This window comes from Acinetobacter sp. CIP A162 (assembly GCF_000367905.1).
In the GTDB taxonomy this organism is placed as follows: domain Bacteria; phylum Pseudomonadota; class Gammaproteobacteria; order Pseudomonadales; family Moraxellaceae; genus Acinetobacter; species Acinetobacter lwoffii.
In genome coordinates this window covers 139,170-164,602 of record NZ_KB849159.1, presented here as the reverse complement: position 1 = coordinate 164,602, position 25,433 = coordinate 139,170, and the positions used below count along the sequence as shown (strand labels likewise).

Here is a 25,433-nt window from a genome sequence, read left to right as displayed (position 1 = left end):
CTTGTCTTATTTCACTATGCTAATTCTTTACCATTGCTCAATATAAATTTCCTTAGCATTGCATTCACTCGAATATTAACTTTGAATGGAGGAATGGCAGTTCCATCTTTAGCTTCTAAATATTGTTTCGCTTTGACTTTATCTACTGAGGCTAGAAGCTCATCAAAACGCCCAAACTCATTGATATTGTTTTCAGTGACTTGAGCATTCATGAGTTGTCTTAACTTCGTTTCATCAAGTCCTAATGCATTTGCAAGATGATGTATATCATCCTCTTTCGCTTGAACTTGATATTCAGTAATGTAATCTCTAAATGACTTACCAGCGATCAGCTCTACATCCCCTCGCTGTACATCATGCAAGAAGATGTTGGCAAACTTCTGTTCCTCGGCACTGAGCATTGCAAAACTCTTATGCAATTCATTTAACGCATCTTCAACAGAAAGCTCTAAATCGCCGTTATGCAGTGCTTTCAGATATTTATCAAAACGACTGTTCATGTAATCTGAATCGATTTTATCCGTATCGATTTCTGTTAAATAGCCTTCCACTTCAAAAGGTATGTTACCGCCACCTGATCCTCCACCATTGCCACCATTCGAGAACAGTTCTTTATAACGCAGTGCCAGAACTAAGAATGTTTGCTCATCTAACTTTAATTGAATGGTAAATTTCTTTTTCTGCTCATCTATAAACTCATAACTCAACTTATCCCATTTAAAGCCCTGAATTTTAGCTGCTTCAAGATATTCGTTGAGTTGTTTAAACAATTTTGCAAATAAAGCACATGACTGATCATCTTCCGGTAACTTATCAAAATTAGACACATGGGCATTTTTAAATAGGTCATCAATTTTTTCAAAGATGTCATTGATGTTTTTTAAATTGCTTGGCAATTTATCAACAAATAAAGCCAATGGCTTATCACCCGAATATAATTTTACCGCCGCATCGATATTACGTTTCATGGTGTGCGGTCGACGATAATAACGAATAATACCAAAAGGCTTATCTTTACCAAACAAACGATTGGTACGTGAGAATGCTTGGATTAGATTTGCATATTCCAATACTTTATCTAAATACAGTGTATTAACCCATTTTGAGTCAAAACCTGTCAGCATTTGATCCACTACAATTAACAGATCAAGCTGTTTTTCTGGCGTATGTTCAATACGCTTATAAGCTTCTTTATGTGACAAACGATCCGCTATATCGGTTTTCATTTTGGCATGGTTGGCTAAAGTAAATTCCATACCATAAAGTGCATTGTAATCCTCAATAATTTCGACCAGACCTTCCTCTTTAAAAGCTGCATTGCCTGTGTTATCGATATTTGGATCAAACAAGGCTGTGACTTTGAGCTCTGGCATCGCCTTTTTAATCAGTCGATAGTACTCAATTGCTTCAGGAATACTACTGGTCGCAAACATGGCATGGAATTTATTATTTTGGCTGTACTGCACCCAATTGTCTTTGATATCTTCGACAACTTTATTGCGATGCTCTGTACGATGATACTGTGACGTTGGCAGATAATCCTCAATCCCTTTGATGTATTTACCCGTCTTATCCGTATGTCCTTCCATTGCAACTTGCTTGCTATCCATAAATCGCTGATAGACTGCTTTTTTCTCAGGATCATCTAAGGCTTCTTTTACCGTATTGGCTTTAGCCTCATCAAGTGCAACTGCTTCACGCAACTTAGCATCTTTATAGGTTGAAACTAAATAAGGGTCAAAGCCTAAAACGTTTTTATCTCGAATACCGTCTGCAATACTGTAACGGTGCAATTCATTCCCGAATACCGTTGCCGTGGTATTCATATTTTTTTCATTTTCTTCTTGAATCGGTGTACCTGTAAAACCAAAGAATACAGCTTGTGGGAAGGTTTCTTTAATGGTCATCAACATTTCACCAAATGTAGAGCGATGTGCTTCATCTACAATGATGACAATGCGTTTTTTATTGATCAGTTCAATGTCATGTGCATTTAAACCGCCATCTTCATTTTTGATATTACTCATTTTTTGGATTGAGCTCACAATCAAGACTTCATTTGGGTTTTTACTTTTTAGCTTACTGACTAATGCATGCGTGTCTTCAGTCGCTTGGACAAAGTCTTCGATCTCTGAAAAGTTGTTATATTGCTCTAGTGACTGTACACCTAGTTCAATACGATCCATCAAAAAGATGACTTTATCTGCATCTTTGGAGGTCGCAATGAGATGAGCTGCTTTAAAGCTGGTCATGGTTTTACCTGAGCCAGTGGTATGCCAAACAAAGCCACCTAAGCGATCACGCCCATCCCATTCAATACGTGCCACACGATCTGAAATAGCACGTACCGCAAAGTATTGATAGCTACGCATGACTTTTAAAATACCATCAGTTTTATCTGCAATGGTATAAAAGCCTATGAGCTGATGCGCCATTGGAATGGACAACAGCGTTCCTGCAATCTCTTTCCAATTATTAATCGGCTCGTTATTAAAATCTGCCCAGTTGAAATAAAAGTCTGAGTTAAATTTTCCATCAGGGCCAGGGTTGGCAAAGTACCAAGTTTCCTCTGGGTTCATGGCAACAAATATCTGCACCAAGGAAAACAAACCTGTAAAAATGCCTGAACGTGCATAATTTTCGATTTGATGTGACGCTTGGCTGACGGGTACACCTGAGCGTTTCAATTCAATATGAAAGAGTGGCATACCATTAATAAGCAGCATAATGTCGCCACGACGGTCATTTAAGATTTTAGATTTGGTTGGGAATTTCGGTTGTTGCGCAATTTGATAACGGCTTTTACCTGCGGCAATTTCTTGACGGTCGTAAATGGTTAAGCTGACTTCTTTGTCCAAATGTAGTTTGTCATTTGGATTGTCTCGTTTAATGGATACCGTTTTACCGTTAATAAATCCATTGAGGGCAAAAGGCGTGCGGAGTGTATTGATCTGTTCAATAATCTGAGCCATTTCCCCTTGGGTTAACGGCTGATTATTCAGTCGATCAATTTCTCGGTTGTTTTGGAAAAGAATCTCTGCCCAGTTATTAATGAGATCCTGTTCTGTTGGATTTTTAATGACATCTTGCCAACCTTTTTTTAAAAGGAGGTCAATGAGTGCTTGTTCAAATGCTGTTTCGCTTTTAAAGGTCATATCAATTTAGGTTTTATCAAGTCAGTATTTAGATTTTAAAATCCCCCTTTAAATAAAGGGGGATATAGCAATGATTAAACAAACATTTTTTCTAACAATGCTTGTTTCAGATTTTTTACAGTTTGGAGCTGTTGCTGTTGTAACTTGATTGTTTCATCTAATTGTTTAAAGAACTGACCAACTTTCTGTTGTTCCTCAAAAGAAGGACAATAAATTGGCATTTCCATAAAAATCGTATCTTTTATTGCTAAACGATCTGAACGTGCCCCTGTATCACCATTCAGAAACATAAACTTATGCCAAACAGATGTTTCGAAATAAGTTTCTAAGAATTGATGATCAACGTCATGTGTTCTAAAAACAAAATATAGTGGAGAGACAACACCTGTACGACCAAGCTTATTTCTCTTAACCGGACCAACTGGAGCAAAGTTTGAGATACGTGGGTTATAGATAAAATCATTATCTTTTACAACGTAATATCCTCCGATATTATTTGTATTTGAAATATCTTTATCAAAAAAATCACGTTGAGAAATTACACCAAACTGTGCAGAGTTCGTAAAAGTTTCTGAATACAAATGCTCACTATTCTTTTCAAGAACTTTGAAAGAAATATCCTTTAACTGCCTTTCTTCCCAATCACCACTAAAACCTTTTAAACGAATTTCAGGACACAGGATGCCCTGTTTTGGAAACATTTTTTCCAACATCGCTTTTTTAAAGTTTTGCGTTTGAGCCAATTTCTTTTCATGTAAAGCAATGGATTGGTCAAGGTTTTGGAAAAACTCACCAATCTGAACTTTTTCCTCTTCTTGAGGAAAATAAAAATTCATTTCCTTGAAAGCACCAATCGTAATTTGATTGATAGTAGCACCTAAATTTCTATTAACTTGATTTGTGAAATTATTCGAATCAAATAAAGCATTGATAAAATCAGGTTGAGATGATTTTACGCCAGTCATGAATGCACCAATGACTGTATTTATCATCTTATTCTTGATAGTTGCATGTTTGCCAATTAAGCTTCTTGAACCATTTCGGACAACAACAATAATGTCTCCTTCATCAACATTTTGGGAGTATGCAACCTCCGAACGAACATATACATTATCTAAGAGTGAAATTTCTCCATTCTGTACATTAGAAGAACGTAAAACTAATGTTCCATTTTTATTAGGGTCTGTTGACATTTACTGTTCAAAAAAATAGCGAGAAAGTAAAATTTAATCGCCAAACTAAATTTACTTCTCGCTATGCCTCGTACAATGCTGAATGATCAACACTGGTCTAAGTTACTTTCTATTTTCCGAAATTTTGATATCTATTTCAAATCTAATTTGAGAAATTTTGTCGAAGCAATACTTTATAGAATAAGAACAGGCTGCCCATGGCGTGATTTGCCTAAAGAATTTGGTTCGTATAACTCAATCTTTAAAAAATATAATCGTTGGTGTAAAAATGATAAGTTAATGAAAATATTTAAATTAATTTCTTCAAGTGCTGATATGGAATGGGTTTTTATTGATGGTAGTCATGTTCGGGCACACCAACATTCTGCTGGAATAAAAGATCAGGATATTTCTAAAAGCATTGGTGGAAATAGTTCTAAAATACACTTAGCTGTTGATGCGGATGGCAATCCAATCGAAATTATTATCTCCGATGGAACGATACATGATGTCAAGATTGCTCCCAAAATGATTGAAAAACTTGATTTGAGTGAAACGGAAGTATGTTGTGCAGACAAAGGATATGACTCTGAATCATTAAGAGAACAAATATCTGCGAAAAAAACTAAAGCGAATATTCCAAGAAAATCAAATACTCAGTCAAATAATGATCATATGGATTGGTATTTATATAAAATCAGACACTTAGTTGAGAATGCATTTTGTAGGTTAAAGCAGTTCAGAGGAATAGCAACACGATATGATAAGCTAAAGTGTAGCTATGAGGGGGCAGTTGCATTAGCTTGTATATTTATTTGGCTACCTTTATCGGGTAAATTCTATACTTGAAATGTCAACAGACCCTAGTAATATCATTTGGAGAATAAGTTAAACCTGAATAAAAACTAACTTCATTAGAAAGATTTTTTTCAAACCAAGACCCATTAAATTGATTAAATCTCACTTCAGGGCACTTTTGCTTTTCCACATTACACCCCTTTTAACAATGCTTGAAACTGTGCCAAACCTTGCATATCAAACTCATCACCAGTTAAGTCATCAATCAAGTCTGCAAGGCTATGCTCTGCTTCAGTCAGCTTTTGCGTGGTTTCCGTATAGGTCACTGCATACTTATCTGCTAAAGCCTGTACCGTATCGGTCAAATGCTCAATCACTTCATTCGGCAATGCCAAAATCGCAGAAACAATCGGTTCAACCCACTTCGCTTCTAGCAACGCTTTCACTTGCGCTTCTTCTAAAGCTTCTATCGTGGTTTTGGTTAAAAGATGCAGTACAGCTTCGTCTTTACTAATCTGTGCTTTTAACTCTTTTTCTTGTGCAAGTAACTCATCCACCTGCACCAAAGTTGCCTCTAAACTGCCTTCTTCAAAACTAAAGCCTGAACGTAATTGCTTTAAATACGCTTTAACTTTTGGGGCTGCATAAGTGCCATCTTTATTTGCTTCAATGTTTGACCATTGCACTTCTGTATGGTCTTTTACAAACTGCTCTTTTTGAGGCTTTTTCGGTTTAGGGTCTGTACCTAAAAACTCAAGATACTCATTGAGTGCAACAATTTCAGGCGTTTCAATTTCCGCATAAGCTTGCTTTAAGGCTTTAGCAATTTCGGCAGGCACAAAAGCATCATTGGCTTCATTTAACAACTGCTCTTTATCTTCTTCAGATAAAGACTCCATCAAAGACTCAATCTCTGCACTGGCTTCTGCAAGTTCACGCTCTTTGGCTTTTAATGCTTCCAACTCTTTAGACAATAAACGCTGCTGTACTAGATCAAATGGCAATACATAGCCTAGCCAACCTTCTTGTACTTCATGCTCTTTACCATCTTTCTTTTTAATCACGATATTTGGATTAACGATTTTGGCAGCATTCAAACCTTCAGATTGAATAATCTCCAAATCACCTGCAATACCTTGCCATTGGTCATCTAAAGCTTGGTACGCCTGATATTTATCCACCAATGGAATATCAGCTAAACGCTTAAAGATGTCTTTACTTAAAACATCCTCTTGCTGGGCAATGTGCAAGCTTTGCATTTTGCCAATGAGTTCGCCTTTTAAGTAATCCTTAAAATCAGCAAATGCGGTATTAAATTGACCAACAAAGCCTTTTACATCTTGATGGCCTTGAATCGCTTGGCTAATTTCAGTCACCGCCAAATTCACGTAAGGGGTATCGCTTTTTGTAAATAAGTCTTGGCGTAACTGTGGGAATGCTGCCCAATATGCTGCATGTGCATCAATTTCTTTTTTAGGAATACCGCCAAACATGGTGGCATAAATATCCCATGTTTCAGCCGTTGCTGAAGAATCTACATAACGAGGAATATTGAGGTTATAGCCCTGATCCTGAATTTCTTTTTGCGTTACTAGACGTGAGAACTGCTCAACGTCTTTACGTTCAATCACGGTATCGACAATTTTCTTAATATTCGATGCTTGTAGATGGTTGTTCTTACCGAGCTTCACGAACCCTTTAGATGCATCAACAATCAATACGTCTGTGGTTGGGCGTTGTTGTTTTAAAATAATAATGACCGTTGGAATACCCGTACCAAAGAAAATATTGGCAGGTAAACCAATAATGGCATCAATATGGTTTTTCTTAATTAAATTAGTACGGATACGCTCTTCTTCACCACCACGGAACAACACGCCATGTGGTAAGACAATGGCCATAATACCTTTTGGTTTTAAATGATATAAATCATGCAACAGGAACGCATAATCCGCCTTGGTTTTAGGAGCTAAACCAAATTCTTTGTATCGAGGATCTGCATCTTTATTTGCTGGATCCCAAGCTTGTGAATATGGTGGATTAGATACCACTGCATCTACATAAAGCGGTTCGTAAGTATTAATTGGATCATTGTCTTCAAAAAATGGCCAATCATCTTCTAAAGTATCGGCATTTCTTGCCACAATATTGGCAGGCAAAATACCACGCATCACCAAGTTCATACGGGTTAAGTTATAAGTATTCTCTTTTAACTCTTGTGCGTAGTATTTGATTTTATTGGCATCATTGACATGCTTAGCCACCGAGCTACCAATATTAATCAGCAATGACCCTGAGCCACTTGTTGGATCGTAAATTTTAATTTCAGGCTGGTCTTTTAAATGATGTGCAATGATTTCAGACATAAGAACTGAAACTTCATGCGGTGTATAGAACTCACCTGCTTTTTTACCTGCATTCGCAGCAAAAGAGCCAATTAAGTATTCATAAATGAAACCAAGCACGTCATAGTCTTGCTTGCTATTCATTGGGATGACTTTAATCAGTTGCAACAAGTCACTGATCGCTTTGGTCTGGCTATTTGAGTTATCGCCAAGCTTGCTAAGACCTGTTTCTAAGGTTTTGAAAATACCATCAAACACTTTTTTGTGAGAGCTATGAATGTGGCGTGAAAAAGCGGAAAGGGCATCACGAACATCAGCAACGGTAAAGTCTAAGCCTTTATTGAGCCATGTTGAGAATAGGTCATCATGAGCGATGAAATAACCGATACCATTTTTAATAAATTCTACTGTTTCAGCATCTTCTTCTGTCAGTGCTTCAATATCTGATTGTGCAAAATCATTGGCTTCTAAAAAGCTTAATTCTTTATCAGACAAGAACTTGTAGAACATGAAACCTAGGATATAGTCTTTGTATTCATTTGCCTCAATCTTTGAGCGCATTTTGTTTGCGGAATCCCAAATTTTGGAAGCGAGTTGTTGCTTGTTCATAGGTGGTCTACATTTAATCAAATATTAGAGCATTCGTAGATGCTTAAAAGAGGTTATAGCCTGTCAATACAGACCAATCAATTGCCCATATTCTCGGTAATTTGAGCATATAGGACAACTGTTATTTTGAGTTATTTACACACTCATTCAACTAATAAAATTAAGATGAAAAATTGAATAATTTTTCGTTATTTAAGTCGATTATAATGGATAGCTTAATATTGTAATGCAACATCAAAGGTCTTAATAAAATGCAGCAACATTGGCTTGCTTATCATCAAGCGCATTCTGAAGAAAATCCCTTCCCTTACGCTGCTCTTGAGCAATCTATTGTCTACTCGAAAGAAGAATTTCGCCTTAATGCAGGTGATATTATTTGGATGATTCAGGGCGAAAAAATAAGTAATAAAGAAACCCGATATACATTAGTTGATTGTTTTACCGTTCATGCAAAAGCAACACCGCCTGCTATAGTCTCAGATGATTTTTTGTATGCCTATAAAGGCAAAAAATCCTTACTAACCTTACCGTTAGAATTGGATAAATCAAATGAAGATTGGCAGTTAATCCATCAAAAATTTCTAACCAAAAGGCCTGGCTTAAAAAAAGTGACCACCATTGAAGCGACTGCTCTAAAAAATATTAGTGGTATTACTAAATTCTAAATATTTCCCTTTGCAGTCATAAAGCTGCAAAGGGTATGCCTTTAATTAGGTTGCTGCATTTGAATAAGAATAATCCCATGAGGCATCACTTTAATACCATCATTACTTTCACCAGTTTTCAAAATCGTCTGCCAGTAATCAGTAGAACGTTTTCCACTGAAAATCGTGGATGACAGTTGTGTATTCACTAGAAATGGAAGAGCCGCAAAATTTCTTAGAAAATTGCGGATATTAATCCATAGCTGATCAGGGAATTTTGTTTGAAATGGCTTATTAGGATAGTAGGCACCACCTACCGTACTATAATAATTACTAATTAAATCTCGTACGAACGATAGCCAATTATAAACAATCTCTTCTTTACTCAAGCGAAAAGCTTTTAAGTGTTCGAGCGGAATGACCTGCCCTTTTTGAATTTTACTTTCGATCTGGCCTGTTCCAATATCAAAGTTATATTTCCCGATATAGAACTCTTCAGCAATGATATTCATCAACTGAACCAACTGACTAACCTCAAGCTCTCGAGGATTTTCCCCTATATCAGTTTTATAATCCAAGCGTGTTTCTAATAGATCTGAATGAATAAAAAATGAATAGAACGTCCTTTCTATGCTGCTGTATGAAATTGGTTTTTCAGTTGCCTTACCTGCCATATCAATATAGTCACGCAATTTATTGTCTTGGCTGGTAATTACTGCATTACGAACTGCATCCAAAACGTAGCGTTTAATCTCACGAGCTTGGCCTTTAAAGTGAGATGCTAAATCCTTTTCTGAAAAGGTGAAATCATTTACGTCACGTGCCGTATCTGTACGGTAACGCTGCAACTTATCTTGATATAACGTACTACCTAAATGTCGTTGTACAGATTTATCAAATGCTACTTGTTTTAATGTGGTGCCAGCGTTGAAATTTGTCGTAATCAACACGTCAGCATCTACATCAACAAAAACCCTTACAGGTAAAGAACGCACGCCTAACATGATTTGTGCAGCTGCTTTATGTTGACCATCAAATATAAAGATACCCGACTTATTATGCTCACTCTTCATCCATGCTAAAGGAATATGCAGTTGCGGTCTCTTTTGATAAAACTCTTCAACTAACTTACCAATATTAGGACCAATTGATCTTGGATTAATTCGTTGATCATGATGTAGATATTCTATTGGCATTTTTGCGAAGAAATATTTAAACGCACTTAGATCATCCTGATAGAGAGGTAATTGATAAATTTTTTCATCACCTATACTAGATAAGCTGAACTGAATGGTGTCACCTTCAATTTTAAAACTAATTTCATGTTTCCCACCATTAGCCTTATCTAGAATATGCGCTAAATTCGGAACTTTATTATCCTGCTGTAAGTCTTCTTTTAATTGTTTAAAGCGTTGCAATATCCGAGCAACTTCAAGATTACTTGCCTGTTTTGACCTATTGCAACTCGCATGTGTTACTGCAAAATTACTAGGATCATCTTTGCCATTATGAGCAGATGGAATCACATGATCGATATCAATACTGTCAGAGTGAATGACTAAATCTATTGGCTTTTCACAAATAAAGCACTGACCTTTTTGTGTTAAATGAAGATCATTAATTAATTTTTCTCTTTCATTTACGCTCAATCTGTTTAGATATAATGAAGCCATTCCTAAATCACCCACTGTTCTTAATGCATATATAAATTTTTATCTGAAGTATTAAATCATATAAGTTTCTTCTTCTTTTACATATTGTTTTCACTTACCTATAGACCAAATAGAATAATTATTTTCTATTGCCTGAGCATATGCCCAGTCAGCCACTTTATACGAACGCTCTTTATCCGTTAAAAAACCCAGTACGGAAATTCGATCCACAATCAGCAAATCCTGTTCTTCATTACGTTCTTGCCACTTATGCAAAAATTCATCTGATGCAAGCAAATTACTCTTCTTAGAATTACAGCTTGAATCAGCCAATACAAAGTTATGCCCTGTGTCCGATGGATACATTGACCAAGGAATAAAATGATCAACTACATAATTGCCTTTACGCATTGGCTTATTACAGTAGAAGCATTTACAGTCTTGTAGATCCACTAATACATTTGCTACTGCATTTAACTGGTTTCTATTCGGCTCAAACATGAATTGTTCAAGGTTCGGTAACTGATTCAAGATTGGTGCATTGCTACTGTTCTTCCGGATGTAGTCAATCCAACGTTTCTGACACAGCTCTTCAATAATCTCACTGAACTGCCTTAAGCAATACATGACTTGAGGTAAAAGAATGAGCTGATTCCCACACTGATCTAGTTGATATAAAAACTCAAAATCTTGACCATTAATATTCTGTAAGAAAGTTACAGGCATTTTTCTAACAATGATTTTTACCTCATTAAGTAGCGCCAACCATACCAATGAATCTCGCCTTAACACCCCAAGTGATGAATAATTTTTTCTATGTTCAATTATCCGCTTCACAATAGCTGCCTGCTTACCATTGTTTTGATTCAAGATCAGCTGTCCTTGATCATTAAAGGTATATGGCACAGCCTGCTTCCAATACAACTCAATAAACTTTTCAGCAATCTCTGTATACTCAAGTGATAGGCTTTTGCCTGAGTCTTCACCTTTTTCAATAGCCAATCGGCTAAGGCTAATCAGTAACGCAAATTTATAGGTACTGCTAAAACTACCTGACTGTAAAATCAGCTGAATATTTTTAAGGAACTTAAGCTGCTCCTGCGCTGTAGGAATAAAATCAGGCATGCTTTTTCCAAAGTAGATTTAACCACTTTTCATCACGATCTGGACGTTTATCTATCGTAATCCATTGTTGTAACAGTAAAGCTTGATCGATCTGCTTAAGTAAGTCATGCGCTTGCTGCTCATTTAGATCAGTAAAGCTACGCCCGTCTTTCTCACGGTCTGTATTACCATATTTAAAAGACATGTAACACACACCATTTGGCTTTAGTGCTTTAAATATGTGCCCCATCACTTCAGGCAAACAATCTCTGTCACAGTGTAAAAGAGAAGCACAGGCCCAAATACCATCGTACTTCTCACTCTCATTTAATTCATAGAAACTTTGTTGACGTACTTCAATGCCGGTCAACTCCTTGGCCTTTTTAACCAGCTCGGCAGAATAATCTATTGCCTCAACTTGATAACCTTTATTTTTAAAAGCGAAGGAATCACGCCCCGAACCACAGCCCAAATCCAAAATAGACGCTTGTTCCGGTAAATACCTTAAAAATGGTGCGTAAAGGCTTTCCATTTCGACCTTGAAAGTTGAAGCTGTAAATTCTTCTGCATGCTTATTGTAGTAGTCTATTGTTTTCATTACAGACACTTAGGCTAAAAGACATTTTTAGTCTACAAGAAAACAAAAAAATAAGGGAGCTTTTGCTCCCTTTCTATTCACGGCTCGCCAACTTATTTTCCATCCATTGATGGATCTCATAAGCTGACCAGCCGATACGGTTCTTGGTGATTTTTACTTTCTTCGGAAAAGTAGGATCATAATAAGGTGAGTTCTCATCCATCATTTCATAGATGGTGGAACGCCCCACACCAACAAACGTTACAACTTGTTTGATGCTAATAAATTGGTTCATCTGAAAAGTCTGACCTACAAAGGCATTCATGATGTTTACTCCTATCTCATGATTTCGAGCAACTCGCTCATGAGATACGGCAATCCCGTAAGGTTTTACCCTGTCCGTTCTAATTCAGAGCCGTCACAGATCCTTTTAATCCCTGCTGGATATTAAATGCAGTCTGAGCCTCCTCGATCTGCTGTCCCTCAACAGGCTGATAAAACTCCTCAACCACATCCAAGCCTTCCTCCATATCCACGTCCATCCTTCCATTCCCAAACCCCTTTCTCGCGGTAAAGTCCAAAGCCTCCTGATAAAACCCTGCCTGTTTGCTCTGTTCATCAATTTGCTTCGCCTGAATAATAGCCTCATTGAGACTAATCCCTTCCCTTAAAGTCAAATCCACGTAATAGACCGGTTGACGATAACTCTGTGTCGTACTCTTGCCTCGCAATATCAGCTGCAATGGGAGGCAAGACAACAAACCATTTGATGCTGCATGGTAATAACTCAGTCGTGCAGCCAAAGTCCGAATACTATTAAAGCCCGTGGTTCTAAAGATGAATGTGCCAAATTCATCCGACTCATCTAAATTGACATGTAAACGTCCATAAGGTTTGCAGTTGCCACCTTGAGCCAGAGGACATAAGTCAGGAGATGGACAGGGTTGTTGCTCGACCCCTTGATTGGTTAAACGTTGGCAGGCTTCTCCATTACCGACGCACACTGGCCGTCCGGTCTGTCGGTCAAATAAGGTGTATTCAGCGCGTAAGTTCAGATCAGGATCATTAAAGATCATTCTGACGGGGATTGAGCGTAGCTTTTGATTGGGAGTATTAGCTCGAAGCTGATCATCTAATGGATGTTTCACCCATCCCTCTTTGCTTTGAATCTGGGAAGTAATAGTGAACTGGTCATCTTTTTCCGGTAGACGCTTGCCATTCTTTTCGATCATCCGACCGATACTGATACGCCCCAAGATTGGAGGGGTAATTGCTAAACCTTTAATCATGTTGATATTCCTTAATGTATTACGTTACAAATTTGGGTCTATCTATGTAGGTCGGAACAAGGACCAAATAAGTTACCCAAAGAATGTAGAGCCAGATAAAGTGCTACAGAGATCGCGACCGATTTGCTCTCTACCGAAGGGTAGAGAGCGGGGAGCGATTTTTGTGAATTTTTGATTTGGTGCTGTAGATAGGGCTTAGTCGGTATAGATGTTGAATCGACGACTGCCCTGCTTTTCAAGTGGATAAAGCTCAATAAGCTCAGGCTGATACTGAAGCAGTGCCTTGGTATTGAGGCTGATGGAGTCCTTGGCTTTCTTCCAGACCACTGAGCCATGTGCAAAGACAGCCCTTTCTTTGTCTTGCATCATCATCTGAATTTCATGTTTAAGTTGGTCAAAGCGTTCCTGCTGATGCTGAATCTCTTCCTTCATTTTGATGAGCTTGTCGAACATCAAATTGGCATTTTCATTTTGCGAGAGATCCTCTACAGTCAAGGGTATATGCGCTGGATAGAGCTGCTGAATAGCTTTGGCTGCCGATTCACTGGCATCCACTGATGGAGGGATGTCCTTTTCCACACACTCCCAGAAATATCGTTCTGCTTTGACAATATGCTCAATCACTGATTCAGACCGTGTCACTTTGAAGATCTTGGTTTCATGTCCACAGATCAAGACACAAACATGTGCTGCCTGCTTGCCTGTCACCGCCAGTTGATGTTGCACCTGACACAGCACGTACAAAGGCACACCATCACGCCACAACTTAGCACCATGCTCACCTGCTGTTTTACACTCCAAGATCTGAACATCATCACTGCCGACCACGCTGTAATCCAGATTGGCTAACATAAAGTGTTTATCGGGATCAGGATGCTGAAGTACCGCATTGATCCGTCGCACCTTGTTATTGGTGTGCATGCTATAGAACTCTGCCACCAAAGGTTCCAGCTGCTTGCCCCAATACAGCGGTGCTACACCTGAGCTTTCATCTTCTATGGATGGAGCCTGTCGTCCTGTTTTGATCAGCCAGAGTTCCAGCATCGACATATAGGGATTGAGACCACAGGCAGTCGCGGCATCACTGCTGCCAATGCCTTGCTTACGAACTTCGAGCCAGTCCTGATATTCCATCCCTTTGGTGTTGACCAGTCGCTTGGCTGCTGTTGAGCGTTTGGTGGTGATGGTTGGATTGACTACAATCTTTGATCCTACAGTCGTAGGCTGATGGGTAATAGATGCAATTTGATTCATGGATTTATCCTTATAAATTCTGATCTCTATAAAAGAAATGCATAAAAAAGCCATACCCGACACGAGGTCGGGTATGGCGATTTGTTTGCTGTTTTAATTGAGAGGGGTTACATGAGTGCTCTGATGAGCATTTGTTTGGGGTGACTTGATTGCAACATAAGTGAGTCGATTAATTTCAGGCGATCAAAGCAAGCGCTTGCTCCAGTCCTCGTTGTTTCACACCCGCACCTGCACCAAACCAAGCTGAATCAATTCGGTGATCTGTACTCATGGCACGTCGTTCATGATCCACAAATTCTGTGATCGAACAAAGTAATCCATAAGCAGTGTCTTTTGCTGATGACAAGTCAGCACCACGACCTTGACCATTGAACATGTCCAAGGCCTTATTCATGGCACGACCATTTGGTTCAGGCTTTTTCTCCTGAGCCTGCTGAGCGACATTACGGTAGAACTGAATGATGTTTTCTTCAGGATCAGAAATTGCCATGGTGCTGTTATTAAACACCGCATCAAAGTAGGCTTTGGCTTCTTGCTGACTCACCTTACGCTGTGTGAGCTGTTTCATTTCATACATGTGTTCATCCCAAGCACGAACTGAAATACCCAATTGCTGTTTCACTTTCTCGGCATCAAACTTGGTGCTATGTGGAACTTTCACTACACCAGCACTACTGCTCTGCCCACGTAGAGCAATTGCTAAAGTGTTGTTACAAACCACCCGGATACTGGTGAACTGCGCTGTAGTTGCCAAAGTACCATCACATGCAGTAGCCAGCAGAATATAACCATTACTAACATCCTTAGACTTTAATGCAGTGCTTTGCCCAGTACGCGCTAATGCCCAGAACTTCTTCCCGCCTTTCAAAACCCCTGCGGTTTCTAGCTCAAAACCTGATTGCTCAGTCAGATCCCGGTAGAACTCCAGAATCTCTTTGGGTTGAACTTCCTGGTAACGCTGACTGACCACAGATAAAGGCGCATGTGTATCTGAGCGATACAAGACACGCTGCTCTTCAAACGGCATGATGATGCTCTGACCACGTTCATTCTGGGCCATATAGCTGACGTTCGAGGATTCAATCCGCCAGTCCATTCCGGCTTGCTGTGCCCAGACTTCCAGTGGTTGTTTCGGACTCAGCTGGTTACCTAAACCATGCCAAGGGGTTTCGCCAACATAGGCGATTTGTTCGATTTGATGTGCCATCGTTCTTATCTCCTAGGTTATTAGCGGAAGTTCTGCTGACATTGATTACAGTGGTAGTAGGTCATAGTGATTGGCTTTTTAGGCTCATTAAACACGCTGCTAAATAAACCACCAATGACCGCACCTGCAAGCCCGCCAAGCAGTGGTGATACAGGCAAAGGTAAACCCTTTGAAATGGATGCACCGATGGTTGCGAACGAAGTTGATGCTGCTAGACCTGTGGAATTAGAACCACTCACCTGATGATTAACAACCTGAATGACCTGATCCGACAAACAATAAGGACAATTTAAACTCATAATATATACCTCTAGAAATGACAAAGGCTCACCGATTGGTAAGCCTTGCAAAGTTAAAAAACTCGTTTTCATCTAGATAATGTATATCTGAGATTATTTTCATTTAGCGTCTATCATATTGCGTTATTAACTGACCTTTGCCAAATACTCTTCGCCCTCTCGGTTTAACTCGTAAGTATTGAAGGGTACGTTTGTGATGATCAGTAAGGTATTCCATTGCCTCAATGAAATTTGTCACTTGGGTTGAATCGCGACGATAAATCAAACCGATCCCCAGCTCATCTCTACCTCGGAGCTCCTTTACGCGTTCGCGGTTCCAACAATTATAGCCTTGACCATAATCTCGAGTAATCTCACTCCAAAGCGCGATAATTTTATTCCCCCAATATGCTGCGCTTCCATCACGAAAGGCAGTATCATAAATGATTGCTAAATGGCAATGAAAACCTTTACTTTTACCACCTTGCTCTACTCCCCATATATACCCGATCACATGTTTAAATATGCCATCTTTATTTTGGATACGATTAAGCAGTATATCTAAGTCCTTATAAATATCTTCAACTCTGATTCGACTAGAATGTTCTTGCAAATAACCCAAGTCCACACGAGAGACTAATATTCGACTACATTTATTAAGTATTGATCTACAATATTTCTGCACTTCAATTTTATTTTCATCTTTCTGTTTTTCGATAATCTTATAATCTTTTTCAAAATCCTCAGATAAATCTAAAAACCATGATCTCATCTCTCTATACCCAATTATCTTTAGCTCATCCATAAGATCAAAATAATCGGAGTTTATTCTCTGCAAGTCATATCTCAGAATTACAAAGAATTGAAGATAACCTATGTATTGATCATCAGGATCATAAATATCATCAAAGTCGAATAATAGATTAGTAAGCTGCGAATAGAATTCATCCCATTCCCTACTTCTTCTTTTTAGACATTTTAAGAAGTTCTCAATCTCAAGTGTAAGTTGTGCTTGGTTAATTGAATCTCTCATGTTTAAACCTATGTATGTGATAGTTACATAAGAGATAGGGAATTCAGTATATTTATACGTTTACTTCTCAATAGCATGTTAGCTAATAAAAGATAATATATATAACCAAAGCTCTAGAGAGTCCAAACTTCACCTGTGGTACAGCATCTAATCCCCACATTAAGCATATTTCCTCCCTGCTTTACACTTAGTCTCTAGCCTTAAAAAAGCTAGAATTAAGCAAAAGCATAGTGATGACTACCAAAAAACGTGTATAAACTATGATTTCGAGGAGTCCAGTATAGTTTTAGTATTGAAAAAAACTACTATAAATACTACAGTAATCACTACAAATATTTATGTAAAAATCTTATGTTAAACACTATTGATAAAGATCATCCTAACTATGAACTTACTATAAAAATTTTTAAAGAATTTAAGGATGAATCCTTAATCTGGATAGTAGATCGTTGGGCTGATAAAAATGATATGAGTAAAATGGGTGTTCTTAAACTTATTAATGACAGACATAATTTTAAAGAAATAGCTGATTATTTAGAAATTGAGTTCAAAAATTCCACACCCAAGAATTTAGAGATTTTTTTAGAAAATTGTTATGAAAATAAACATAAATATATTCTGAATGAAGATCTAAAATTTTTAGAAAAAGATAGTCGATTATGCTGGGCAATTATCAATAATCTTAAATACAAATATAAAGAAGATATACCAAGAAGATATAATTTCAGAAATCCTTATTTCTCTCTTATCTTTTTAATACATATTGAATTATTTAATTTTAATATACAAGTTGATGAATTAAGACATTATTTAAAACAAATAAGCAATAAGGACAATCCAGTAGTATTTCTAAGTAAATATATAGAAAATCCTGAATTTATAGATTGGGCTTTAAAATATACAGAAAGAAAAAATCGCATAATTACTTTTCCTAATTTCACCCCTACTAACTCTAATGACCAACTGGAGAAACTTTTAGGATATTGGGACTTTCTCTATATTAATGACCTACAAAAATATTGTATTGAAATAAATAAACTTAAAAAATCATGGCAGCAAAATATTTTTAGAGAAAAAAATAAAGAAAACCCTAAAAAATATTTTCACTTACCATTAAAGAAAAAGACAAAAAACCATTTAGAGAAATTAGCACATTTAAAAAATATGTCTGAAAGTAATGTTCTAGAAGAATTGATTAATAAGGCATATGAAGAATATAGAGAATATAAGTGATCAAAAAAGGAAAGGCTCTTTACTGAGCCATCCACTCCTTAATCTTCTCCCCATACCACGCCATCAACCTTACCCGCTCATCCCAGTATTGTGCTCGGTTATAGGCCGAGCGAATTCTATTTTGAGGCACATGAGCAAGCTGGCGCTCAATGGCATCTGGATTAAACAGATTTGATTCGTTTACGACTGTACTGAATAGCGATCTAAAACCATGTGTGGTCATCCGACCTGCATAGCCCGAACGCTTGATCACGGCCAAAATAGATTCGCTACGCATAGGTTCTTTGTTATTTAAACGATGTGGAAATAACAGTTCCTGATTATGGGTAAGTCTCAAAGCCTGAAGCTCGGCAATCATCATGTCCGTCAACGGTACACGATGTGGAAGACGGTTCTTCATCCGCTCTTCAGGGATATCCCACTTACGCCCTTCCAGGTCAAATTCTTCCCAGCGTGCTTGCAGCAATTCACTAACCCGAACACCTGTCAGCATGATCAGAATAATGGCATGATGTGTTTGAGCATCACTTGGGTAAGCTCTTACCTTTCTTAAAAATTCAGGCATTTCAGAGGCAGTAAGCGAAGCCAAATTTTTGACTCTTTTATTCTTGAGAGCATAAACCAGATCACCTGCCGGATTATCATAACGATAGCCATGCGCAATGGCATACTTCATGACCATGCCGCAACGAGATAAGGTACGTTTTGCAATTTCAAGCGAGCCTCTAGCTTCAATCTTCTTAATAATCTGCAGAATCTCAGGAGCCTGAATCTGGTTAATACGCTTATTAGCAAGAGCAATATAAAGCTCATCCAATGAAGCTCTAACATTACTAATATGTTTGGATGACCAGGTTTCTTTTTGATTATTGAACCAATCTTCTGCAACTTCTTTGAAATATGGCTTTAATTCTTCATGCAGCACTGAACGTGAGAATCGATGCTTAAGCTCATATGCAAGCTCCCTTGCCTTTTTTAAGCTTAAATCTGGATATGGACCAAGCGATTCAGACTTACGCTCACCATGGACAGTGACGCGTACATTCCAATATTTTTGACCTTTGGTGGTAATGATGAGGGATAAACCATGTGAATCCGAAAGACGATACTGTTTGTCTTTCGGCTGTGCTTTTCTACATTCAGTATCTGTAAGTGGCATATCGATTACCCATAATTGATGTATTAATTTCTGGGTAAATTTTCCCAATATTTACCCACAAAGAGCAAATATGGGGTCAAATGGGATCAGACGCTATCGGACAAACAGGCATAAAAAAAAGCCTTTAAACATTGAGTTTAAAGGCTTTTTTAGATTCCGATGGATTACTTCGGAAAGAATTTTGGTGGAGGTGGCGGGAGTTGAACCCGCGTCCGCCAGCACTACGCTCGAGAATACTACATGCTTAGATATCGTCTATTGTTTTAACTCTTTGTGACCCGACGAACAGGGTACAAATCGCGATCCTCTTAATTTAGTACAAAGCCCCGAGGCTTGGCTTTATACGGACTTGTGTGCGTGCGCTTCAGTCGGACTCTCTAACCACAAGTATTCGGAGAGGCGGACAAGCTGCCCTTAGGCAGCTAGAGCGTATGATTCGTCGTTTGCGACTAAAAAATGCAAATTTGATTTACGAGAGAAAATGCGCTCTCGGCATGCATCTATGAGTTTCATCACCAGCGTCGAAGCCAGAAACACCCCCAAAGTACAAGGCAATCATAGCATAAATGTCAAAAATTACGATGTATTTTCTGAACATTTACACAACTTGATGCGCTTAATTACATTATTGCGCTAATATTTTACTTTTCAAGCCGAATAACAGAAAAATTATGAGCTACCTTCTGGCCCTGGATCAGGGAACTACGTCAAGTCGGGCCATTATTTTTAATGAACATGGACAAGTTCAGGCAACGGCTCAACGTGAAACACATATCCACACCGCACATTCAGGCTGGGTGGAACAGGATGCACAGGAAATCTGGAGCTCACAGATTGCGGTGGTACAGCAAGCTTTAGCGACTGCAGGTATTCTGGCAAAAGATATTAGAGCCCTTGGCCTGACTAACCAGCGTGAAACCACTGTAGTCTGGGATCGTCGAAACGGCAAACCGCTCGCCCCGGCAATCGTCTGGCAGGACCGTCGTACGTCTGATTGGTGTAACCGGCTGATTGAACAAGGCCTGATGTCCAAAATTCAGCAAAAAACCGGCCTACGGATTGATCCTTATTTTAGTGCGGGAAAATTGGTCTGGTTTTTAGAGTATGTCGAGGGAGTACGGGCACTCGCTGAACAAGGCCATGTGGCATTTGGTACGATCGATAGCTGGCTGATCTGGAATCTGACCCAAGGCGCAGAGCACGTCATTGAAGCCAGTAACGCTTCTCGTACCATGTTGATGAATCTGCAGCAACAGTCGTGGGATGAAGAGCTACTCGAGCTGTTTAATATCCCTGCTTCGGTCTTACCGAAAATTATTTCTTCTGATTGTTATGTCGCTGACACTGCTTCTGGCTTACTGGGGGCCAATATTCCCATTACCGGAATTTTGGGGGATCAGCAGTCTGCCCTGTTTGGCCAGTCCTGTTTTGAGGTGGGCAGTGCTAAAAACACCTATGGTACTGGCTGCTTTATGCTGTTCAATACCGGACATAATATTCAGCTTAGCCAGAACAAGCTGCTTTCTACTCTTGCCTGGCAAGCCCAGGACCAAACTACCTATGCGCTCGAAGGCAGCGTATTTATGGCTGGTGCTGTAGTGCAATGGTTACGTGATGGCCTCGGAATTATTCAAAAAAGCAGTGATGTGGAAAAACTGGCGCATCAGGTCGAGCATAGTGACGGCGTGGTTCTGGTTCCGGCATTTACCGGACTGGGCGCGCCGCATTGGGATAGTGAAGCACGTGCCCTACTCTGTGGCATGTCACGCGGTACGACCAAAGCGCATATCGCTCGTGCAGCCCTTGAATCTATTGCCTTTCAGGTATCGGATGTGCTCAGTGCGATGCAGTCTGATATTGCACATCCACTTAAAGAACTGCGGGTTGATGGTGGTGCCAGCAGCAATGACATGCTAATGCAATTTCAGGCCGATATTCTGAATGTACCGGTACTGCGTCCGAAAATGCTAGAAGCTACTGCCTGGGGCGCAGCCGCTATGGCCGGATTAAAAGCTGGCGTATTTTCAAACCTGGATGAAATTTCCCAGTCCTGGCAGCTGAACCGTGCTTTTGAACCCAAAATGCAAAATGACGAAAGAGAAATGCATTTAGCCAAATGGCAAAATGCCTTGAAACGGGCTAAATCTGATCTCTAAATCCTCTAGGTTCATATTTGATCATTATAAAAAAAGCACTGTTAAACAGTGCTTTTTAATTTCCTCATTTCACGATTTTATTAATAGGCATAAGACGCAATTGCAGTTGCAATCGCCTTATCTTCATCATTGACCATGGTCATGCGCATGGTGCAGCCCTTACGCCCCAAACGTAAGGTTTCTGCACGTGCAATAAAATATTTGCCACGTCCAGGCGCCAGATAATCTACCCGCATATCGACCGTCGCCAGACGCGATACTTTTTTAATGGTATCTGCAATCGTTTCCGGTTCAGCTTTTTTATACAGTTCGCCCATGGCCACAATACCACCGACACTATCCAGTACAGTTGCAGCCAGACCGCCATGCAGAATCTGGAAAGCCACATTACCAATCATGAAATCCTGCATTTCTACATAGGCCTCAATCTGGCCCTCGACCACCCGCATGGTCATGCCGTTATGCTTAAAAAAAGGAGAGCTATTAAAAGCATGTACCAGCTGGTTCAGGACTACATCAATATCCACTTTCGAGCCCAGATGTATATTACCGGTCCAGTTTCTCTCTGTCTTACTCATCACTTTGCCCGAATCCACCACAATAAAAAACCGCTAATTTATGCCCAAAAATTTGAGTTAGGGCTACAATAGAGGCCTAGTTTAATACTGATTACTGAGATTTTTATGACTTATACGTTCAATCGTCCCGCGTTTCCTGCAACTCGCATGCGTCGTATTCGTAAAAATGAACATTTACGTTCGATGGTTCGTGAAACCCATCTCGCGGCAGATCATCTCATTTATCCAGTATTTGTCCTGCCAGGACAAAACCAGACCCAAGATATTCCAAGTATGCCGAATATCCAGCGTCTGTCAGCGGACTTGTTGTTAAAAAAATCAGAACGTCTACTGGAACTCGGTGTCAATAAACTGGCGCTATTTCCGGTCACCCCACAAGAAGATAAAAGCCTGACTGCAGAAGCTGCGTGGCGTGAAGATGGTCTGGTACAAAACACCTTGCGTTTATTGAAAAAAGAACTGCCAGAAATGGTGCTGATTACTGACGGCGCATTAGACCCGTATACCACACATGGTCAGGATGGCATTATTGATGAGAACGGTTATGTCTTAAATGATGAAACGGTCGAGTGCCTGATTAAACAGGGCTTGAGCCATGCCGAAGCCGGTGCAGATGTATTTGCTCCAAGTGACATGATGGATGGCCGGATCGGTGCGATTCGTCAGGCCTTTGAGCAAAATGGTCATATCTATACTTCGATCATGGCCTATTCAGCCAAATATGCATCAAGTTTCTATGGCCCGTTCCGTGATGCAGTCGGTTCTGCCAGCAACTTAAAAGGCGGCAATAAATACAATTACCAGATGGATGTCGGTAACCGTGCTGAAGCCCTGCATGAAATTGCGCTGGATATTCAGGAAGGTGCAGACATGGTGATTGTTAAACCGGGCATGCCTTATCTGGATATCGTCCGCGAAGTCAAAGACACTTTTGGCGTACCAACCTTTGTCTATCAGGTCAGTGGCGAATACGCGATGCTGGCTGCGGCAATTCAAAATGGCTGGTTATCTGATAGCGTCATTTTAGAATCATTGATGAGCTGTCGTCGTGCCGGTGCAGATGGTATCTGGACCTATTTTGCTGAAGAAGCTGCGCTTAAACTGAAAGACATGAAGTAAAAGGATTTCGGCGCAATGCATATTGCCATTGTCGGCGCTGGCATCACCGGTTTGATGTCGGCGCTGGAACTGCTTGAACAGGGATGTTCTGTTACCCTTTTTGATCAACAGGCCGCCGGACAGGCTGCATCCTGGGCTGGAGGAGGAATCCTTTCCCCGATGTATCCGTGGCGTTATCCCGCTGCTGTAAATGCTCTGGCTCGACATGCCAAACCCATGTATCAGGACTGGAATCAAAAACTGCAACCTTTCACTGGCATCGATTTCCAGATTCATGAAACAGGTATGCTGATTTTTGATGAATCCGATTTTGAAATCGGTTTAAGTTATGCCAAAACACATCAGGATCCGCAGCAACAGGCAGAATTGCTTGATCAGGCTAAACTGCAACAGATCAATCCAAGAATTAATCAGAGCAAATTCAAGCAGGCGATTTATTTCCCTGAACTGGCGAATATCCGTAATCCACGGTTATTACAGTCGATCATTCACTATTTGAAGCAGCATCCTCGTGTCACCTGGCAAGAAGACTGTAAAATCACTCGGCTCAATATTCAGCAAGGCTGTGTAAAAAGTATCTCAGATGAACATAGCCAGGTTTTTCAGGCAGATCAATATGTGTTCACAACCGGAGCATGGTCACAATACTGGTCACAGCAACTTGGTTTGGAAATTCCGGTACAACCGGTGCAAGGTCAGATGCTGCTGTTTAAAACGCCAGAAAACTGGCTGCCGACCATGTGCATGAACAAGGTGATGTACCTGATTCCACGACCAGACGGACATATTTTATGTGGTTCCAGTATGCGTCAGGTCGGTTTTGACACCTCGCCTTCTGCCGAAATTCGGCAGGATATTTTACAGGCGTGCATCGAGATGGTACCGGAACTGGCAGATTTTCCGCTGGTCAAGCAATGGGCCGGATTAAGACCCAGCTCACCCGATGGCATTCCCTATATAGGCAGAATTCCCAAGCTACACAATGCCTGGGCCAATTTCGGACATTTCCGTAATGGTTTATGTATGGGGCCGGCATCAGGCAAACTACTCGCTCAACTTATCCTTGAACAAACGCCAATCGTTGATCCAGTTCCTTATGATCCAGTCTGTTTATTAGAGTCCAGTCATTTAGTGCTTTAGGATATTATCCAGCGCTTCTTTCAGAGTTGGATAATGAAACTGGAATCCAGCCTCCTGCAAGGCTTTGGGCTGTACATACTGACCGTTCAATACCAGTTGTGACTGTTCTCCCAGCATCATTTTCAGACTGCATGCGGGTAGTGGAAGTAAGGGTTTGCGTTTCAGAATCTGGGCCGTAGTTCGTGCAAACTGGGCCTGACTACTTTTTTCTGGCGCGACCACATTAAAGATCTGCTCGGCTGTATCCTCAAGTATCAAGAATTCAATCGCACGCAGCACATCCTCTAGATGCACCCAGGTCACTGGCTGACGTCCATGACCAATCCGCCCAAACAGATTCAGCTTAATCGGCAATAGCATCTGCGGAAGAATCCCACCACCTTTGCCAAACACCACCGCAAAGCGAACAATCTTGGTGTTCTGGTTAGTATAGGACAAGGCCAGCTGCTCCCACTTCGCACAGAGTTCGGACATAAAAATATCTTGTGGCGGACTTTGCTCCGTGCAGACCTGATCCCAGCGCTCTGTCGGATCAATGCCATAATAGCCGACGGCCGATGTTGAAATAATCCGTTTCGGTCTAAGCTGATTTTTTTCTAAATAATCAAATAACCGTTTGGTGCTATCTAAACGGCTATCCAGCAATTTCTTTTTACGCGCTGCCGTCCAACGGCCTTGACCGATGCTTTCGCCAGCCAGATTGACCACATAATCAATCTGATGCTGTTTTAATTCTTCCAGCTGGTTAATCCAGTGGAAGTCCGGATGTGGTTCACGTTTATTTTTCTGACGGGTCAGACCAATCACCCGATAATCCCGTTCCAGTAAAAAATGCACGAGATGACTGCCAATAAAACCACTCGCTCCCGTCACCAGCACTACAGGTTTATACATTCGTCATTCTTCGCCTTATTATTTTCTTGGTTTAAAT

Annotated in this window: 21 protein-coding genes and 1 other RNA gene; 6 read left to right on the top strand and 16 right to left on the bottom strand. The window is 39.9% G+C overall.

The features are described from left to right. Window positions 1–14: 14 nt before the first annotated feature. Entirely contained in the window at window positions 15–3,155 is a 3,141-nt protein-coding gene (locus F995_RS07130; protein ID WP_004646164.1) for a type I restriction endonuclease subunit R, read from the bottom strand. A 74-nt stretch (window positions 3,156–3,229) separates the two neighbouring features. Then, window positions 3,230–4,348: a restriction endonuclease subunit S gene (locus F995_RS07125; protein WP_004646163.1), complete on the bottom strand. Its 1,119-nt coding sequence runs from the start codon at window positions 4,346–4,348 to the stop codon at window positions 3,230–3,232. 63 nt (window positions 4,349–4,411) lie between these two features. On the opposite strand from F995_RS07125, the gene F995_RS07120 reads away from it, so the two are divergent. Beyond that, the gene (locus tag F995_RS07120; protein WP_004645258.1) at window positions 4,412–5,176 is read left to right on the top strand and encodes an IS5 family transposase; all 765 of its coding nucleotides are present in this window, start codon (window positions 4,412–4,414) and stop codon (window positions 5,174–5,176) included. 140 nt (window positions 5,177–5,316) lie between these two features. Here the strand turns inward: F995_RS07120 and F995_RS07115 are convergent, their stop codons facing one another. Continuing rightward, window positions 5,317–8,079: a type I restriction-modification system subunit M gene (locus F995_RS07115; protein ID WP_004646162.1), complete on the bottom strand. Its 2,763-nt coding sequence runs from the start codon at window positions 8,077–8,079 to the stop codon at window positions 5,317–5,319. 251 nt (window positions 8,080–8,330) lie between these two features. On the opposite strand from F995_RS07115, the gene F995_RS07110 reads away from it, so the two are divergent. After that, window positions 8,331–8,744, top strand: a complete 414-nt coding sequence (locus F995_RS07110; RefSeq protein ID WP_004646161.1) for a hypothetical protein — start codon at window positions 8,331–8,333, stop codon at window positions 8,742–8,744. A gap of 41 nt (window positions 8,745–8,785) precedes the next feature. Here the strand turns inward: F995_RS07110 and F995_RS07105 are convergent, their stop codons facing one another. The 9 genes from F995_RS07105 to F995_RS07065 form a co-directional block, all read right to left on the bottom strand. Next, complete coding sequence (locus F995_RS07105; RefSeq protein ID WP_004646160.1) at window positions 8,786–10,396, bottom strand: HNH endonuclease; 1,611 nt, start codon at window positions 10,394–10,396, stop codon at window positions 8,786–8,788. A gap of 90 nt (window positions 10,397–10,486) precedes the next feature. Then, complete coding sequence (locus F995_RS07100) at window positions 10,487–11,500, bottom strand: HNH endonuclease (protein ID WP_004646159.1); 1,014 nt, start codon at window positions 11,498–11,500, stop codon at window positions 10,487–10,489. After that, window positions 11,493–12,077 (bottom strand): class I SAM-dependent methyltransferase, encoded by a 585-nt coding sequence (locus F995_RS07095; RefSeq protein ID WP_016807129.1) that lies wholly within the window; start codon window positions 12,075–12,077, stop codon window positions 11,493–11,495. The genes F995_RS07100 and F995_RS07095 overlap by 8 nt, the downstream gene beginning before the upstream one ends. Before the next feature lie 73 nt (window positions 12,078–12,150). Further along, entirely contained in the window at window positions 12,151–12,381 is a 231-nt protein-coding gene (locus F995_RS07090; protein WP_004646156.1) for a helix-turn-helix transcriptional regulator, read from the bottom strand. Between the two features lie 79 nt (window positions 12,382–12,460). Beyond that, window positions 12,461–13,345 (bottom strand): recombination directionality factor, encoded by an 885-nt coding sequence (locus F995_RS07085; protein WP_004646155.1) that lies wholly within the window; start codon window positions 13,343–13,345, stop codon window positions 12,461–12,463. Between the two features lie 195 nt (window positions 13,346–13,540). Next, window positions 13,541–14,599, bottom strand: coding sequence for a YqaJ viral recombinase family nuclease (locus F995_RS07080; RefSeq protein WP_004646154.1), 1,059 nt, complete (start codon window positions 14,597–14,599; stop codon window positions 13,541–13,543). 175 nt (window positions 14,600–14,774) lie between these two features. Continuing rightward, window positions 14,775–15,806, bottom strand: coding sequence for a DUF932 domain-containing protein (locus F995_RS07075; protein ID WP_004646153.1), 1,032 nt, complete (start codon window positions 15,804–15,806; stop codon window positions 14,775–14,777). 20 nt (window positions 15,807–15,826) lie between these two features. Continuing rightward, on the bottom strand, window positions 15,827–16,105 hold the full coding sequence (locus F995_RS07070) for a hypothetical protein (RefSeq protein ID WP_004646152.1): 279 nt from the start codon (window positions 16,103–16,105) through the stop codon (window positions 15,827–15,829). 103 nt (window positions 16,106–16,208) lie between these two features. Then, window positions 16,209–17,117 carry a YagK/YfjJ domain-containing protein gene (locus tag F995_RS07065; RefSeq protein ID WP_004646151.1) on the bottom strand — a complete coding sequence of 303 codons (909 nt, stop codon included), beginning with the start codon at window positions 17,115–17,117 and terminating at the stop codon, window positions 16,209–16,211. A gap of 351 nt (window positions 17,118–17,468) precedes the next feature. Here F995_RS07065 and F995_RS07060 point away from each other — a divergent pair, with 351 nt between their 5' ends. After that, window positions 17,469–18,350 (top strand): hypothetical protein, encoded by an 882-nt coding sequence (locus tag F995_RS07060; RefSeq protein ID WP_004646150.1) that lies wholly within the window; start codon window positions 17,469–17,471, stop codon window positions 18,348–18,350. Window positions 18,351–18,369: 19 nt separating this feature from the next. Here the strand turns inward: F995_RS07060 and F995_RS07055 are convergent, their stop codons facing one another. After that, window positions 18,370–19,509 (bottom strand): tyrosine-type recombinase/integrase, encoded by a 1,140-nt coding sequence (locus F995_RS07055; protein ID WP_004646149.1) that lies wholly within the window; start codon window positions 19,507–19,509, stop codon window positions 18,370–18,372. A 182-nt stretch (window positions 19,510–19,691) separates the two neighbouring features. Beyond that, window positions 19,692–20,050, bottom strand: a transfer-messenger RNA (tmRNA) gene (gene ssrA / locus F995_RS16275). Between the two features lie 130 nt (window positions 20,051–20,180). Between ssrA and glpK the strand changes: the two genes are divergently transcribed. Then, window positions 20,181–21,665 carry a glycerol kinase GlpK gene (glpK, locus tag F995_RS07050; protein ID WP_004646148.1) on the top strand — a complete coding sequence of 495 codons (1,485 nt, stop codon included), beginning with the start codon at window positions 20,181–20,183 and terminating at the stop codon, window positions 21,663–21,665. An 80-nt stretch (window positions 21,666–21,745) separates the two neighbouring features. Here glpK and F995_RS07045 read toward each other — a convergent pair whose 3' ends face one another. Then, window positions 21,746–22,243, bottom strand: coding sequence for a thioesterase family protein (locus F995_RS07045; RefSeq protein WP_004646146.1), 498 nt, complete (start codon window positions 22,241–22,243; stop codon window positions 21,746–21,748). Between the two features lie 105 nt (window positions 22,244–22,348). Here F995_RS07045 and hemB point away from each other — a divergent pair, with 105 nt between their 5' ends. Together hemB and thiO are read left to right on the top strand one after the other, a co-directional pair. Continuing rightward, window positions 22,349–23,362 carry a porphobilinogen synthase gene (hemB, locus tag F995_RS07040; RefSeq protein ID WP_004646145.1) on the top strand — a complete coding sequence of 338 codons (1,014 nt, stop codon included), beginning with the start codon at window positions 22,349–22,351 and terminating at the stop codon, window positions 23,360–23,362. A gap of 15 nt (window positions 23,363–23,377) precedes the next feature. Continuing rightward, window positions 23,378–24,502 carry a glycine oxidase ThiO gene (thiO, locus tag F995_RS07035; RefSeq protein ID WP_004646144.1) on the top strand — a complete coding sequence of 375 codons (1,125 nt, stop codon included), beginning with the start codon at window positions 23,378–23,380 and terminating at the stop codon, window positions 24,500–24,502. Here thiO and F995_RS07030 read toward each other — a convergent pair. Next, complete coding sequence (locus F995_RS07030) at window positions 24,491–25,396, bottom strand: TIGR01777 family oxidoreductase (RefSeq protein WP_004646143.1); 906 nt, start codon at window positions 25,394–25,396, stop codon at window positions 24,491–24,493. The two genes, thiO and F995_RS07030, sit on opposite strands and share 12 nt — an antisense overlap. Between the last annotated feature and the right edge of the window lie 37 nt (window positions 25,397–25,433).

What these genes read in the sequence shown, in the direction of transcription:
- F995_RS07130 (WP_004646164.1), bottom strand. Translation starts at nt 3,155, where the DNA reads ATGACCTTTAAAAGCGAAACAGCATTTGAACAAGCACTCATTGACCTC.
- F995_RS07125 (WP_004646163.1), bottom strand. Translation starts at nt 4,348, where the DNA reads ATGTCAACAGACCCTAATAAAAATGGAACATTAGTTTTACGTTCTTCT.
- F995_RS07120 (WP_004645258.1), top strand. Translation starts at nt 4,412, where the DNA reads ATGCCTCGTACAATGCTGAATGATCAACACTGGTCTAAGTTACTTTCT.
- F995_RS07115 (WP_004646162.1), bottom strand. Translation starts at nt 8,079, where the DNA reads ATGAACAAGCAACAACTCGCTTCCAAAATTTGGGATTCCGCAAACAAA.
- F995_RS07110 (WP_004646161.1), top strand. Translation starts at nt 8,331, where the DNA reads ATGCAGCAACATTGGCTTGCTTATCATCAAGCGCATTCTGAAGAAAAT.
- F995_RS07105 (WP_004646160.1), bottom strand. Translation starts at nt 10,396, where the DNA reads ATGGCTTCATTATATCTAAACAGATTGAGCGTAAATGAAAGAGAAAAA.
- F995_RS07100 (WP_004646159.1), bottom strand. Translation starts at nt 11,500, where the DNA reads ATGCCTGATTTTATTCCTACAGCGCAGGAGCAGCTTAAGTTCCTTAAA.
- F995_RS07095 (WP_016807129.1), bottom strand. Translation starts at nt 12,077, where the DNA reads ATGAAAACAATAGACTACTACAATAAGCATGCAGAAGAATTTACAGCT.
- F995_RS07090 (WP_004646156.1), bottom strand. Translation starts at nt 12,381, where the DNA reads ATGAATGCCTTTGTAGGTCAGACTTTTCAGATGAACCAATTTATTAGC.
- F995_RS07085 (WP_004646155.1), bottom strand. Translation starts at nt 13,345, where the DNA reads ATGATTAAAGGTTTAGCAATTACCCCTCCAATCTTGGGGCGTATCAGT.
- F995_RS07080 (WP_004646154.1), bottom strand. Translation starts at nt 14,599, where the DNA reads ATGAATCAAATTGCATCTATTACCCATCAGCCTACGACTGTAGGATCA.
- F995_RS07075 (WP_004646153.1), bottom strand. Translation starts at nt 15,806, where the DNA reads ATGGCACATCAAATCGAACAAATCGCCTATGTTGGCGAAACCCCTTGG.
- F995_RS07070 (WP_004646152.1), bottom strand. Translation starts at nt 16,105, where the DNA reads ATGAGTTTAAATTGTCCTTATTGTTTGTCGGATCAGGTCATTCAGGTT.
- F995_RS07065 (WP_004646151.1), bottom strand. Translation starts at nt 17,117, where the DNA reads ATGAGAGATTCAATTAACCAAGCACAACTTACACTTGAGATTGAGAAC.
- F995_RS07060 (WP_004646150.1), top strand. Translation starts at nt 17,469, where the DNA reads ATGTTAAACACTATTGATAAAGATCATCCTAACTATGAACTTACTATA.
- F995_RS07055 (WP_004646149.1), bottom strand. Translation starts at nt 19,509, where the DNA reads ATGCCACTTACAGATACTGAATGTAGAAAAGCACAGCCGAAAGACAAA.
- glpK (WP_004646148.1), top strand. Translation starts at nt 20,181, where the DNA reads ATGAGCTACCTTCTGGCCCTGGATCAGGGAACTACGTCAAGTCGGGCC.
- F995_RS07045 (WP_004646146.1), bottom strand. Translation starts at nt 22,243, where the DNA reads ATGAGTAAGACAGAGAGAAACTGGACCGGTAATATACATCTGGGCTCG.
- hemB (WP_004646145.1), top strand. Translation starts at nt 22,349, where the DNA reads ATGACTTATACGTTCAATCGTCCCGCGTTTCCTGCAACTCGCATGCGT.
- thiO (WP_004646144.1), top strand. Translation starts at nt 23,378, where the DNA reads ATGCATATTGCCATTGTCGGCGCTGGCATCACCGGTTTGATGTCGGCG.
- F995_RS07030 (WP_004646143.1), bottom strand. Translation starts at nt 25,396, where the DNA reads ATGTATAAACCTGTAGTGCTGGTGACGGGAGCGAGTGGTTTTATTGGC.